Below are 14,420 nucleotides of genomic sequence, written 5' to 3' on the forward strand. Positions count from 1 at the left end.
AAACGGGTACTTCCGCCCTTCCCCGCGCCCGTTACCAAATCGTGAATCCAGCCGCACGTCATGTGAGCAAAATCACTGGCTTTTCCGAAAGTGATCCACCACTATTGCTAGACCACTTACGAACAGGCCAGGAGTCCACGGATGTTACAAGCCTCGACGCGGGCCCTCCTGATTGGTCCGGTCATCGCCGCCAGCGTGTTTTTGGCGGGCTGCGGCGCAGCAATGGAGCCGGCGTCCGGTGCCGGATCGGCGGCGCCTCGTGCCGCCGCCCCGGTGGCCGCCCCCGGTGAGGCCGTGGCCGCCGGTTCGGCGGTCGTGAGCGATCTGGGCGCCGCCGTCGACCCCGCCAGCCTTCCGGCCGGAGCGCTGTACCGCAATCCGGCCAACGGGCGGGACGAGGTCATCGTGGGCAACATCGCCCACACCGCGCTGCTGATCGGCGACTCGCAGTCCGAACCTCAGGCCAGCTGGCCGCGCCGGGCCCTCACGGGGCTGGGCTACGACGTTTTCTTCTGCGGCAAGGGCGGCACCGGCTTCGTGGCCTCCAACGGCACCACGGGCAACTACGTGGATGCGCTGCAGCGCGGCGACTGGCACCTGCCCTACGGCTTCCCCCCGCTGGTGCTCATCGAGGGCGGCGGAAACGACGCGAAGCAAGGGGCGAGCAACGAGCAGATCTCGGCAAACGCCGACCGGCTTATCACGACGATCAAGCAGCGGTACCCGGGCGCGAAGCTGGCCATGGTGGGAACGCTGGGCAAGGGAGCGGACCACGGCGGCGCCCGGCGGGCCGAGGTTGACGCCCTGCTGGGGACTGTCGCCGCGGACCACGGCATCCCGTTTGTCAGTGTCGGGGACTGGCTCACCCGTTACGGGCTGGAGTCGCAGCTGAAGGACAGCGTCCACATGAACGGCGAGGGGCACCGCGCCCTGGGTGAGCTGCTGGGTGACAGGCTCGCGAAGCTGGGGCTGCGGCTTTCCTAGCTTCAGTGAGGCCTCACCCGCTTTGAGGCCAGACGGGAGCCGGTATCCCCCGCGGGTGGATACCGGCTCCTGTTCTTTGTTGCCTTTTTTATTGGTGCCGCGCCGTGCCGGCCCGCATGGACGGTGGCTACGCCGTGGCGACTTCCGGGGGAAGCATGAGGCTGGCCCCGGGGATGGCGTTGAGCAGGGCCTTCGTGTATTCCTGCTGCGGCGCGTCAAAAACGTCGTCCGTCGCACCCGTCTCCACGAGCCTGCCCTTCTCCATCACGCACACGTGGTCGGCGATCTGCCGGACCACGGCAAGGTCATGCGTGATGAACAGGTACGTCAGCCCCAGGTTGGCCTGCAGGTCTGCCAGCAGGTTCAGTACCTGCGCCTGCACCAGCACGTCCAGCGCCGACACAGCTTCGTCGCAGATGATGACCTCCGGATCGAGTGCCAGGGCGCGGGCAACCGCCACGCGCTGGCGCTGGCCGCCGGAGAGCTCGTTCGGGTACCGCTGCATGGTGGACTGCGGCAGAGCCACCTGGTCCAGCAGCTCGCGGACCTTCTTTTCGCGGCTTGCCCTGTTGCCCACCTTGTGGGTCCGCAGCGGCTCTTCGATGGTCCTGAAGATGTTGTACATCGGGTCGAGGGAACCGTACGGGTCCTGGAAGATCGGCTGCACGCGCCGGCGGAAGGCAAAGATCTCCCTGCTGTTCAGAGTGGCGGTATCCACGCCGTCGAACACGATCCTGCCGGACGTCGGCGGCAGCAGGTTCAGCACCATCTGGGCCACCGTGGATTTACCCGAGCCGGACTCGCCCACGATCGCCGTCGTGGTGCCGCGCTTCACGCCGAAGGACACGGAATCCACTGCGGTAAAGTCGGCGGACCGCCCGATGCCGGACCGCAGCTTGAAGACCTTGCTGAGATTTTCGACGCGCAGGACCTCCTCCGGCTTGTCCTTACCCTGTTGGGCCCGGTGCTGCGCCGTGGTCCCGGTGAAGGCGGCCCCGGGTGACGCCTCGGACGGGGCCAGGAGATCTTCGGACTCCACGCCAAGCTCCTTGGCCACCTGGATACGGCGGGACGCGAGGGAGGGTGCCGAGGCGACCAGCCGCTGCGTGTAGGGGTGACGCGGGTTGCGCAGCAGGTCCAGCGAAGGACCCGCCTCCACCACGTTGCCCCGGTACATCACAACCACCTTGTCGGCGCGCTCTGCCGCCAGGCCAAGGTCGTGGGTGATGAGCAGCACGGATGTGCCAAGCTCGGTGGTCATCTTGTCCAGATGGTCCAGGATCTGCCGCTGGACCGTGACGTCGAGTGCGGAGGTCGGTTCATCGGCGATGAGCAGCCGCGGCTGGCAGGACAGGCCGATGGCGATCAGCGCCCGCTGGCGCATGCCGCCGGAGAACTCGTGCGGGTACTGCTTTGCCCTCCGGTGTGCGTCCGGAAGCCCTGCCTCGGCAAGGACCCTGGCGACGTCGTCAGGCCCGTCAGGGCGTCCGTTAGCCCGCAGCGTTTCGCGGACCTGGTAGCCGATTTTCCATACCGGGTTCAGGTTGGACATCGGGTCCTGCGGAACCATGCCGATGGTGTTGCCCCGGAGCTCGATCATGCGCTTCTCCGGCGCCCCGGCGATGTCCTCGCCGTCGAGCAGGATCTGGCCGCCGGACACCCGGCCATTGGCGGGCAGCAGGCCGATGGCGGCCAGCGCCGTCGTCGACTTTCCGGAACCGGACTCGCCCACGATGGCGACCGTTTCCCCAGGCATGATGGTCAGGTGCGCGTTGCGCACCGCCTGGACCTCACCGCCGCTGGTGGCGAAGGAAATGGCGAGGTCCCTGATTTCCAGCAGGGGCTTCACATCCGATGCACCCGCTTCGCTGACGCTGATCTTGGAAGTTGTCATGTGGGGCACCTTCATCGTTGACGGCTCTTCGGGTCGAGCGCATCGCGGAGGGCATCGCCCAGCATGATGAAGCTCAACACGGTGATGGACAGGGCCGTCGCGGGATACAGCAGGACGGCGGGATTGGTCCGCAGCGAGGGCTGGGCGGCGGCGATGTCATTGCCCCAGGACATGACGCTGCCGGGCAGGCCGATGCCCAGGAAGGACAGAGTGGCCTCGGCGACGATGAACACCCCCAGTTCCATGGTGGCAAGCACGATGATGGGGGCAAGGGCGTTCGGCAGGACGTGCCGGAGCAGGGATCCCATCCTGGACACACCCAGGGACCGTGCGGCGGTCACGAAGTCGGCGTTCCGCACCTCCATGACGGCGCCGCGGGTGATGCGGGCCATTTGCGGCCAGGCCAGCAGCACGATCACCATGACCACCGTCCAGACGCTCTTGTTGTCCTTGAAGAAGGGAAGCTGCGTGATCACGAGCGCCCCCAGGACGAGCGGCAGGGCGAAGAAGATGTCGCCGAGGCGGGCAATGACCGCGTCGAGCCAGCCGCCAAAGAAGCCGGCCAGCGCGCCGAGCGTCACGCCGATAACCAGCACGAAAATGACTGACAGCACGCCCACCGACAGCGACGCCTGCGTTCCGTGGATGACGCGGGAGAAGACGTCGCAGCCCTGGAAGGTGTAGCCGAACGGATGGCCGGCCGTCGGCGCCCCGTCGGAGAACTGCAGGTCGCAGTTGTCGTTGGGCGCGACCTGGGTGAAAAGACCCGGGAAGAGTGCAATGACCACCAGCAGCACGATCAGCAGTGCCGAAACGATGAACAGCGGGCGGCGGCGCAGCTTGCGCCACGCCTCGGCCCACAGGCTCAGGGGTGCCTGGTCCGTCCTGACGGAGTCGGTGGCGAGCAGCGGGGTTTCGTCGATGGGTGCGACGTAGTGGTCTGCCTGGTAGTTACTTGTCATAGCGAATCCTTGGATCGAGCCAGGCGTAGAGCAGGTCCACCAGCAGGTTCGCCACCACGAAGATGAGCACAAACACACTGACGATCGCAACGATCGTGGGGCCTTCGCTGCGCAGGATGGCCTGGTACAGCTTCTGCCCGACACCCGGAACATTGAAGATGCCCTCGGTGACGATGGCGCCGCCCATCAGTGCGCCCAGGTTGGCGCCCAGGTAGGTGGCCACGGGAATCATCGAGTTGCGCAGGATGTGCGCCAGGACTACGCGCGGCCTCGAGAGGCCCTTGGCCGTAGCGGTCCGGACGTAGTCGGCGTTCATGTTCTCGATCACGGACGCCCGGGTGAGCCGGAGGACATAGGCGAAGGACACCAGGCCCAGGACGAACGCCGGGAGCAGCAGCGTCCCCCAGGAGGCGTCGGATCCCACGGTGGGCTTGGCCCATCCCAACTGCACGCCGACCACCAGCTGCAGCACGAAGCCGAGCACGAAGGTGGGGATGGCGATAACCACCAGCGAGGCGATGAGCACGGTGGAATCAAAGAGCTTGCCCTTGCGCAGGCCGGCGAAGAGGCCAGCGGCCACGCCGAAGACGCCCTGGATGACGAGGGCCTCTATGGCCAGCATCGCGGTCACAGGGAAGACCCGGCCCAGCGTGGCGGCGATGGGTTGCCCGGTGAAGTCGTTGCCGAGGTTGAAGGTGAACAGGTTCTTCAGGAACAGCCCGTACTGCACCCAGAACGGTTCATCGAGGTGGTACTGCTGCCGCAGGGCAGCTATGACGGCAGGGTTGGGCTGGCGGTCGCCGAACAGGGCGGCGATGGGGTCGCCGGGAAGGGCGAACACCATGTAGTAAACGAGCAGGGTGGTCCCGACAAAGACGGGAATCACCTGCAGCAGCCGACGGAGGACGTACTGGATCACAGCAGTTCCTCCCCGGCGAATTGACATTGGGGATTCATGGGGCAGCTTTCATGCTGGTTCATGGCCCATGGGGGCCCGGCATCCTGGGCCGGACCCCCATGTGCTGACTGATTTGGGTGGTTCCAGGGACTACTTGGCGGTGATGTTGTAGTACTGGAGCACGCCGTTCCAGCCGCTGTCCACGTTGGTGACGTTCTGGCTCCACACGGCCTGGCGGGCCTGGTACCAGAGGGGCAGGTTGGGCAGGTCCTTGAAAAGCACTTCCTGCGCCTGGGCGAACTTCTTGTTGGCGTCGTCGGTTGACTTCGCGCCCAGGCCCTCCTTGAGGAGCTTGTCGAACTCAGGGCTGGAGTAGCCCTCGTAGTTCGAGCTGGAGCCGGTCTTCAGGAGCGGGCCGAGGAAGTTGTACAGGGAAGGGTAGTCTGCCTGCCATCCCGCACGGGTTAGGCCCGGAAGGGTCTTGGACTTGCGCAGGTTCAGGATTTCGGCGAACTTCGCGAACGGTTGTCCCTCAGCCTGGATGCCAAGGGTGTTCTTGATGTTGTTGGCTACGGCGTCGATCCATTCCTTGTTGCCACCGTCGGTGTTGTACGCCAGCTGAAGCGGCTTGGAGGCATCGTAGGGTTTGATGGCCTCAGCCTTGGCCCACAGGTCCTTGGCCTTGGCGGCGTCGAACTTGAGGAACTCCGAGCCGGCAACGTTTTCGTTGTAGCCGTCGATGACAGGGGCGGTGAAGTCCTTCGCCGGGATGCGCGTCCCGTTGAAGATCACCTTCGTGATTTCTTCGCGGTTGATGGCCATCGACAGCGCCTGGCGGCGCAGCTTGCCGGCTTCCCCCTGGAAGTTGGGGTTGTAGACCGGAATGTTCAGCGTGGCGTTGCCGGCGTAGGCCTTGTTCAGGTGGTTCTCCGGGAAGTCGGTCTCGTAAGTCCGCAGCGCGTTGGTGGGAAGCACGTCCGTCACATCGAGGTTGTTGGCCTGGATGTCGGTGTAGGCGGGGCCCGGGTCGGTGTAGAACTTGAAGGTCACACCGCCGTTTTTGGCCGCGCGGGGACCGCTGTAGTCGCCGTTCTTGACCAGCGAGATGGACTGGTCGTGGACCCAGGCGCCTTCCTTGGCGAGCTTGTACGGGCCGTTGCCGACGGGGTCTTCACCAAACTTTTTCGGGTCCTTCATCGCCTCTGACGGCAGGGGGTAGAACGCCGAGTAGCCAAGGCGAAGCGGCCAGTCGGCCTCCGGCTGGCTGAGCTTGACCTGGATCGTGGAGTCGTCCCTCAGGACGAGGCCGGACATGGTCTTGGCGGTGGGGGCCGGAACGTCCTTTTCCTCCCCGTCAGCGCCCTTTTCGGTCTTGACGGCACTAACGTCGTCGTAGCCTTCGATCGATTCGAAGAACGTGCCGTTGTTCTGCAGGTTGGTGCTCAACGCCGCGAAGTTCCAGGCGTCAACGAAGCTCTTGGCCGTGACTTCCTCGCCGTTGGTGAACTTGGTGCCGGTCTTGACCTTGATGGTGTAGTTCTGGCCGTCCGGCGACTCGATGGATTCAGCGAGCGCGTTGACCGGCTTGCCGTTGGCGTCGTAGGCGCGAAGGCCTTCGTACAGCAGCTCTACGACGCGGCCGCCGTAGACCTCGTTGGTGTTGGCCGGCAACAGCGCGTTCTGCGGCTCGTTGCTGTAGGCCGTGATGACTTTGTTGGGATCTCCGGCAGCGCTGCCGGAACCGTTGCTGGTGCCGCCTCCGGCACCGCAAGCGGACAGGGCAAGGGCGGCGATGGCCACCATGCCCAATGCTTTGGAAGTGCGCGCAAAACGCATTCCGCCTCCTAGGAGTTGTGGGAGAGATTGGTGGGGACTCAGGTGTATCCCCGAAGCCCAGGACACAGAAGGTGGTCTGTGACGTGGGCAACACAAGCATGAAGCCTAACCGCAAAACGTCCAGATAGTGATACGCCGTTACCAAACCGTAACCGGATGGTGTTGGACACGCCGGACGATTTAAGGGCGCAAGTTACCCGCTGGTATCATGCCCCGCTTTGTGACACAGCTCACCCCTGGGCGATGTCCGGGCTCTCCCACAACTCCCCTGTTATTCCGTTCCGGTGGCCAGCAGCTGGGCGCGCAATTCCCGGCGCTCGCGCTGCTTTTCCGGATCCGGCAGCGGCACGGCGGCGAGCAGCCGCTGCGTGTAGGCCTCCTGCGGGTTGCGCAGGATCTGGTCGCGGGTGCCCTGCTCCACGATCCGGCCGCGCTGCATGACGCAGATGCGGTCTGCCAGCACGTCCACGACGGCGAGGTCGTGGGTGACGAAAAGGCAGGCGAACCCGAGCTCGCGCTGGAGGTTCTGGAACAGCTCCAGGACCTTGGCCTGCACCGACACGTCGAGCGCAGACGTCGGCTCGTCCGCCACCATCAGCTTGGGCTTGAGCGAGAGTGCCCGGGCAATGCCGACACGCTGTTTCTGGCCGCCGGACAGCTCGTGCGGGTACCGGTTCCGGTAGTTCCGCGGCAGCTCCACCTGGTCCAGCAGCGCCTCGATGCGCTTCTGCAGGTCGGCGCCCTTCGCCACGCCGGCAAGGTACATGGGCTCGCCGATGCTTTCGCCGATGGGCAGTCTCGGGTTCAGGGACGAGGACGGGTCCTGGAACACCATGCCGATGTGGCGCCGCACCTGGTGCAGCTGCTTGCCGTTCTTCTTCGCGGCGGAAATGTCCTCGCCCACCACGCGCATCGTTCCGGCCGCGACCGGCAGCAGTCCGACGGCGGCGCGCCCGATGGTGGTCTTGCCCGACCCGGACTCCCCCACAAGGCCCACCACCTGCCCGGGATGGATGGTCAGGTTGGCCCCCTCGACGGCGCGGAAGGCCGGCACGCGGCCCTGCTTCGGGTACTCGATGGCGACGTCGGTCAGCTCCAGGACCGGTTCGCCCACGGGCCCCCTGGATACGGCGGCTGCCAGGGCCGCCGCGTTCTCCCGCTCGCGGCGGACCAGTTCCTCGTGGTCCACGGAGTCGAGCTCTGCGTGGGTGGCAGCGGCCAACGCTGCAGTCACGTCCACGTCCGGTGCGGCGTCCGTTCCGCCCTGGCCGAGGTGCGGCACGGCCGCGAGCAGCGCCTGCGTGTACGGGTGCTGGGGATTGTGGAAGATCTGCTCTGCGGTGCCGGTCTCCACGATCAAGCCCTTGCGCATGACGGCGATCCGGTCGGCGAGGTCCGCCACGACGCCCATGTCGTGGGTGATCAGGACGATGGCACTGTCCAGCTTGTTGCGAAGGTTCCGCATCAGGTCCAGGATCTCCGCCTGCACCGTGACGTCCAGGGCAGTGGTTGGCTCGTCAGCGATCAGCAGCTTGGGATCGCAGGACAGCGACTGGGCGATCATGGCACGCTGCCGCTGGCCGCCGGAGAGCTGGTGCGGATAGGACTTGAACGCCTTCACCGGGTCCGGCAGCTCCACGAGTTCCAGCATCCGCAGGGCGCGCTCCTTGGCCTGGTCCGGTGACACTTCGTTGTGCAGGCGCACCGTCTCGACGATCTGCGCGCCCACCGTGTACACCGGGTTCAGCGCCGTCATGGGCTCCTGGAAGATGACGGCCACGTCCTTGCCCCGGACGCTGCGGATGTTGGCGGCATCCTCGCCCAGCAGTTCCTTGCCGGAGAGCCTTACGCTGCCGGACACCCGGCTGTTGCTGGGCAACAGGCCCAGGAGCGCCATGGAACTGGCGCTTTTGCCCGAACCGGACTCGCCCACGATGGCCAGGACCTCACCGGCGCGGACCTCATAGTTGAGGCCGACGGCGGCCGGCACCCACTTCTTTTCCACGCCGAAGTCGACGCTGAGGTCGCGCACTTCCAGGACGACGGAACCCTTCCCGTCTGCCCTTCGCCTCCCGGAGCCGGGCTCCATGGAGCCCGGCTCCAGCGGGTCCGACGCCGGACGGTCAGGACTGATGTAGTCAGACATGTTGGGGTTTTCCTTCCACCCGGGCCAGCGGAGCAGCTGAGATTAGTGCTGCGGCCGGGAATACTGAATTATTGGGGGCATGAGCACTGTGCCGCATGCCGGGAACGCCGCAATCTTCAAAGCGCGCACCAACAAATGGTTTGCCGGATTCTCGTGGTTCGTGGCTGCCGCCGGGCTGGCTGGCCTCGTTGTGGCGGGCGGAGTCCCCGCCCTGGCCGGTGCCGGGCCGCTGCTGCTTATCGCCTATCTGGGCTGGCTGCTGTTCTGGCGTCCGGCGGTGGTGGTCCACGACGCCGGAGTCACCATCGAGAACCCGTTCCGCGCCATCACGGTCCCGTGGGCGGCGCTCGTGCAGGTGGACACCCGGTACGCGCTGACCCTCGTCACGCCCGGCCGAAGCTACGGGGCCTGGGCAGCCCCCGCCCCCGGCATCTGGGGCGGACGCAACGCCCGCCCCGAGGACCTCCGGGGACTGCCGGACAGCACGTACGGGCCGGGGAACTCCGTCCGCCCCGGCGACCTCAAGAGCACCGACTCGGGACAGGCCGCGCAGCTGGTCCGTGGACGCTGGCAGCAGCTGGTCGAATCGGGACTCCTCGATGCCGGAGCAGCCGAGACCACTCCGGTGAGCGTGAAGTTCCGCTGGCGCGAGGCCGCCGCCGCCCTGGTCCTTCTCGGGCTCAGCTACTGGAGCGTGGCCGTCCTGTAGGCAGGAAGCACGCTGCGCCCGCCCGCGGCGTCGCAGCAGCACCTCAGGCTCCCCTGTCCCCGCCGGCGGTCCGGCCATCATCTGCCCTGCTGTCCAGCGCCGCCACCGGCGTCGCCGCCGGAGGTGTTGCCCCGGCGTCCCTGGCCTTCTTGGCGTTGAACTTCTTCTGCCGCGGGTCAAAGGCGTCCCGCAGGCCGTCGCCGATGAAGTTGATGCTGAGGCAGATGAGGACGATGAACAGGCCGGGGAACCAGAACAGCCAGGGGCGGGTAGCGAAGGCTTCCTGGTTCTGGGAGATGAGCAGGCCCAGGGAGGTGTCCGGGGACTTGACGCCGACGCCGAGGTAGCTGAGGGCCGTTTCGGTAAGGATCGCCGCCGACATGGTCAGGGTGACGTTGACGATCAGGACGCCCACCGCGTTGGGCAGGATGTGCTTGAAGATGATCCGGGCGTTGCTGGCCCCGGAAATCCGCGCCGCGTCGACGAACTCGCGCTCCCTCAGGGTGAGGAATTCGCCGCGCATGAGTCGCGCCAGGCCCACCCAGCTGATGAGCCCCAGGAAGATGCCAAGGGCGAGGACACCGTTGCTGCTGGCGAAGGACGCAAACCAGCTGCCTTCATCCCGGCGTCCTGCGAGCTGCGCCATGACGGCGGCGAGGAGCAGCGCCGGGACAATGATGATGACGTCGGTGAGCCTCATCAGGACGGCTTCCATCCAGCCCCGGAAATAGCCTGACAGCGCCCCGACGACCACACCGATCAGGCCGGCGATAAGGCCGATGACCACCATGATCGTGATGGACTGCTGGGCACCGCGCATGGTCATGGCGAACAGGTCGCGCCCGATCCGGTCCTGGCCGAAGGGATGCTCGCCCCAGGCCAGGGGCCACAGTGAAGCCGTGGGGGCGCCGTCGTTGACTAGCGGTGAGACGGCTTCATGGGTGTACTTCCACCAGCCGGGGATCCCGGCATAGCCCACAGACGTGAAGGCCATGACGAAGATGATGGCGAAGACGGCAAGGCCGGCGATGGCGCCGGAGTGGCCAAGGAACCGCTTGCGGACAATCTGGCCCTGGCTCAGGCCCCTGGCTTCGGAGACAGGCTCGATGCCTGCAGGTTCCTGCCGCAGGCCGGCCTCCTCCGCCATGATTTCATCCTGCTGACTGGGCTGGCTCATGCTTTCACCCTTACTCGTGGATCCAGTGCGGAGTAGGCGAGGTCCGCGATGAGGTTGAACGCCATGGCCGTGATGGCGACGCAAATGAAGACGCCCATGACCGGGTTCGGGTCAACGTGCTGGATGCCGTCCAGGAACAGGAACCCCATGCCCCGGACCGAAAAGACAGTCTCGGTGATGACCGCGCCGCCGATCAGGCCGCCGATATCGAACGCCACGATGGTGGCCACCGGTATCAGGGCGTTACGGAAGGCATGGCGCATGACGACAGTCCGCTCGGAAAGACCCTTGGCCCGCGCCGTACGGATGTAGTCCATGTTCATGATTTCCAGCATGGACGCGCGGGTGAACCTTGTGTATCCGGCGAGGGAAATGAGGATGAGCGCGGTGGTGGGCAGGATCAGGTGGGTGAACGAGTCGATGCCCAGGATCCAGAAGTCGCCCTCGATGTTCGGAGTGCCGGCGCCGATGGTGGCGATCGGCCGTCCCCGGACCCTGCTGTTGTTGAAGTAGGCGGGCCAGGCCTGCATGAAACGGTCCAGCAGAATGAGGAAGCCCAGGAGGAAGGACGTGATGGCCGCCGCGCGCATGGACTGCCCGCGGTCGTAGCCGCCCATGAAGTAGCCGATGGCCATGCCGACCAGGACCGCTGCGACAGCCAGCAGCACGATCATCAGGAACGTCGCCTGGTTCAGCAGCGGCTGGAGCACGAAGTAGAGAACCACTCCCGCGCCCACGGCGATCAGGGCGGACTGCAGCGCCTTGCGGTTCCGCAGCCCTGCCGTTAGCAGGGTCACGGCAAAGGCGATGCCCACCCCGGCTATGGCGATGACCACCGGGCCCAGGCCGGGTGTCTTGAACCACTGGGTAACGGAGAAGTAGATGAGGACCGCGGCGACTGCGGCGAAGACGATGCCGCCGATGAGTGCCCTGCGCCTGGCGTCGCCGCCGGCCACGATCATCGCCACGGCGCCGAAGACGGCACCGACGCCGAGTGAGACCGGCAGGGGTATCTCCGGGTTGCGGAGGAAGTTGTTGAAGCCGATGGCGCCGAATTCCTTGAGCAGGACAGCGACCCAGAAGATCGGCAGGGAGAAGAACAGGAAGGCCATGAAGGTCACGCCGTAATCCAGTGTGCTGTACTGGCGCAGGGCGGTGATGATGCCCAGCGTGATGCCCACGAGAATGGCCAGAACGGTGGCCCCGGTGACGAGTGTCAGCGTCTGAATGAGTGCATGGCCGAGGGCGTCCGTGATGGGCTGGCCGGCGATGTTCTTGCCGAGATTGCAGGAGCCGGTGAAGGGCACCAGGCACTGGGCGGCGCCGCCGAGCCATTTGAAATACCGCACGGGCGCAGGCGTGTCGAGGTCCAGCAGTGCGGATCTCGAGTCCATGAGCTGCTGCTTGTTCGGGGCGCTGCTGGCGCGGAACTCCGCGAGCGGATCGCCTGATGCTGCGGTCAGCAGATACACCAGGAAGGATGCGCCCAAAAGGATGAGTGCGGCGGTGACGAGCCGCCGGACTATGTAGGTCACCATTGTGATACAACCTCAGGATTCGGGCCCGGGGATTGCCCGGACCGGTCGCAGGTTTGGCGGCGCCTTACTGCTTGTGCTGCCAACACAGGCACTGCCGGGAGATGGCGCTGCAAGGCGCCGGGACCGTGGTGCTGGTCCCGGCGCCTCATCTAGCTAGTTGCACTTCGTGGCATGGGCTTACTTCTCGGCCCACTCCCAGAAGTTCCACCAGACGCCTGTCTGGTTCGGCATGAACTTCACACCGGTGATGCGGTCGCTGTAAGCGTCAACACCAACAGACTGGAACAGCGGGAGGCCGTATGCCGAGTCCCAGATCTTCTTGTCGATCTGCTTGGTCAGTTCATCCTGCTTGCTGCGGTCAGTCGTCACAATAAGTTCGTCCATGAGCTTGTCGGCTTCAGGATCGCTGAACTTGTTGAAGTTGGAACCGTTGCCGGAGCGGAAGATCTGCGGCACGCCGGAGACTCCGACGCCGGGGTTGATCCAGCCGAAGATCGTGGCGTCGTACCCGCCCTTGCCCAGGGCCTTGCCCCAGTCAGAGGCGCCAAGTCCGCCGTCGACGATCTTGAAGCCGGCCTTGGTGGCGGACTCGCGGATGAGCGAGAACGCGTCCACACGGTTCGGGTTGTCCTTGTTGTACATGATGCGGACCTCGGGGGTCGCACCGTTCAGGAGCTTCTTGGCAGCATCAACATCGGCGTCCTGGTAGGCCGAGGAGCCGTTGCCCTGCGCGGAGGCTTCGTAGGCCGGCTGCGCGGGGACGAACAGCTGCGAGTCCAGGGGCTTTGCCTCCGGATCGAGCTTCTTGATGATCTTGTCCACGATGTCCTTGCGCGGCACCGTCTTGATGAATGCCTCGCGGACACTCTTGTCAGCGAAGGGTCCCGAGTAGTTCAGGTCGATGTGGTCGTAGGAGAGCTGGTTGCCCTGTTCCACCGTGACGCCCTGACTCTCGAGTGCCTTGAGCTGTTCGAGCGTGTCAGCCGACGCCTGCGGAGCGATAATGTCAGCTTCGCCGTTCTTCAGCGCCTGGACCTGTGCCGGGGAGGAACCGATGTAGCGGACAGTGATCTCGTCCAGCTTGGCCTCGGGGCCCCAGTTGTAGTCCTTGTTGCGGACCATGGTCAGGGACTGGTCCTGGTTGATGCTCTGGACAACGAACGGGCCGTTGGACAGGAACAGGCTCGGATCGCTCGGCAGGGTCTTGGAGTCGAAGCCAGTGTTCCACATGTCGGACATGGCCTTGAGCTTCGCATCGGCGGCCTTGGGCGCCTTGGAGTCGCCGCGGGGCAGGCTCTTGAGGTGATCGATGAACGCCTGCGTGTCTGCCAGGCCGGCCTTCTTGGCCAGGACGTGGGCCGGGATATCAATGCCCTGTCCGCCCAGCGCGATCTCCCAGTCGGCGAACGGCTTGGAGTACTTGATGGTCATGGAGCGGTTGTTGTCGCCGATTTCGGGGAAGTCGGTGAGCTTCAGGCCCGTGGGGTCACCGGCGTAGGAGAAGTAGGATGTTCCTGCCTTGCCCTCGGCGTCGGCGTCGTTGTAGTACCCGGAGAAGGCTGCCCACTGCAGGAGCAGGTCCGCTGCGGTGACGGGCGTGCCGTCCGACCACTTCACACCTTCGTTGATGGTGTACTTGACGGTCAGCGGATCGTCAGACGTCTTTTCCATCTTGCCGAACTTGTCGTTGTGGACGATGTTCAGCTGGTTGTCGATGTAATAGAACCCGGAGTGTGTGGCGTAGCTGACCTTCGAGTTGATGTCAGTGTTGCCGTCGGCCGTGTTCGGGTTGAAGGTGTTGAACGCGTTGACCTCAACTACAGTGGCTGTTCCCCCCTGTTTGCCGGCCGCATTGCTGGACGGGGTTGTCCCGCCATTGGTGCTCGCGCAGGCGCTGAGCGCCAGTGCAGCCGCGGCTGCAACGCCTACTGCTTTGGAAATACGACTGAATCGCATTCCGCCTCCTATGTTTCTGTGAGTGTGGAAAAGACCTTCGCTGTGGGCGCCGGCCAGACCCGCTACATCCCCCCAGTGAGATGTGGCGAGTCTCACATGACAAGTAGCCTAGACCCGAACCCGGTACCTGCGGTCCGAAAGTTGTCCCTCAGTAAAGGTTGTTATCGAGATGCAACCATCCTGTTGCCGAACGAAAAGCCAGCACCCTTTTTCCTTGACGCCGTGTTGCACGGAGGGTAGTGGTCCAATCACAAAAAAGCCCCGGTCCAAAGGACCGGGGCTTTTCCGCTGTTAATACTCAATCACTGAGTACCTCAGTG

The 14,420-nt window shown here is 65.1% G+C and carries 10 protein-coding genes; 2 read left to right on the top strand and 8 right to left on the bottom strand.

The window, feature by feature from the left end:
- The first annotated feature begins 141 nt into the window (after positions 1-141).
- Entirely contained in the window at positions 142-984 is an 843-nt protein-coding gene (locus ARGLB_RS17865) for an SGNH/GDSL hydrolase family protein (protein ID WP_003805174.1), read from the top strand.
- A gap of 127 nt (positions 985-1,111) precedes the next feature.
- Here ARGLB_RS17865 and ARGLB_RS17870 read toward each other — a convergent pair whose 3' ends face one another.
- From ARGLB_RS17870 to ARGLB_RS17890, 5 genes are all read right to left on the bottom strand, one after another.
- Positions 1,112-2,878, bottom strand: a complete 1,767-nt coding sequence (locus tag ARGLB_RS17870; RefSeq protein ID WP_043419618.1) for a dipeptide ABC transporter ATP-binding protein — start codon at positions 2,876-2,878, stop codon at positions 1,112-1,114.
- 11 nt (positions 2,879-2,889) lie between these two features.
- Positions 2,890-3,840 carry an ABC transporter permease gene (locus ARGLB_RS17875; protein WP_003805178.1) on the bottom strand — a complete coding sequence of 317 codons (951 nt, stop codon included), beginning with the start codon at positions 3,838-3,840 and terminating at the stop codon, positions 2,890-2,892.
- On the bottom strand, positions 3,830-4,759 hold the full coding sequence (locus ARGLB_RS17880; protein ID WP_003805181.1) for an ABC transporter permease: 930 nt from the start codon (positions 4,757-4,759) through the stop codon (positions 3,830-3,832). Before ARGLB_RS17880 ends, ARGLB_RS17875 begins: the two co-directional genes overlap by 11 nt.
- A gap of 129 nt (positions 4,760-4,888) precedes the next feature.
- On the bottom strand, positions 4,889-6,574 hold the full coding sequence (locus ARGLB_RS17885; protein WP_003805183.1) for a peptide ABC transporter substrate-binding protein: 1,686 nt from the start codon (positions 6,572-6,574) through the stop codon (positions 4,889-4,891).
- A gap of 271 nt (positions 6,575-6,845) precedes the next feature.
- A complete protein-coding gene (locus ARGLB_RS17890; RefSeq protein WP_003805187.1) occupies positions 6,846-8,720 on the bottom strand; it encodes an ABC transporter ATP-binding protein in 1,875 nt (624 codons plus the stop codon).
- A gap of 79 nt (positions 8,721-8,799) precedes the next feature.
- Between ARGLB_RS17890 and ARGLB_RS17895 the strand changes: the two genes are divergently transcribed.
- Positions 8,800-9,429 carry a PH domain-containing protein gene (locus ARGLB_RS17895; RefSeq protein WP_003805189.1) on the top strand — a complete coding sequence of 210 codons (630 nt, stop codon included), beginning with the start codon at positions 8,800-8,802 and terminating at the stop codon, positions 9,427-9,429.
- Positions 9,430-9,472: 43 nt separating this feature from the next.
- Here ARGLB_RS17895 and ARGLB_RS17900 read toward each other — a convergent pair whose 3' ends face one another.
- The 3 genes from ARGLB_RS17900 to ARGLB_RS17910 form a co-directional block, all read right to left on the bottom strand.
- A complete protein-coding gene (locus ARGLB_RS17900) occupies positions 9,473-10,606 on the bottom strand; it encodes an ABC transporter permease (RefSeq protein ID WP_373279133.1) in 1,134 nt (377 codons plus the stop codon).
- A complete protein-coding gene (locus ARGLB_RS17905) occupies positions 10,603-12,144 on the bottom strand; it encodes an ABC transporter permease (protein WP_003805192.1) in 1,542 nt (513 codons plus the stop codon). Before ARGLB_RS17905 ends, ARGLB_RS17900 begins: the two co-directional genes overlap by 4 nt.
- Positions 12,145-12,321: 177 nt before the next feature.
- Positions 12,322-14,100 carry an ABC transporter family substrate-binding protein gene (locus ARGLB_RS17910; RefSeq protein WP_003805194.1) on the bottom strand — a complete coding sequence of 593 codons (1,779 nt, stop codon included), beginning with the start codon at positions 14,098-14,100 and terminating at the stop codon, positions 12,322-12,324.
- Between the last annotated feature and the right edge of the window lie 320 nt (positions 14,101-14,420).

Source organism: Arthrobacter globiformis NBRC 12137, from assembly GCF_000238915.1.
GTDB lineage: Bacteria > Actinomycetota > Actinomycetes > Actinomycetales > Micrococcaceae > Arthrobacter > Arthrobacter globiformis.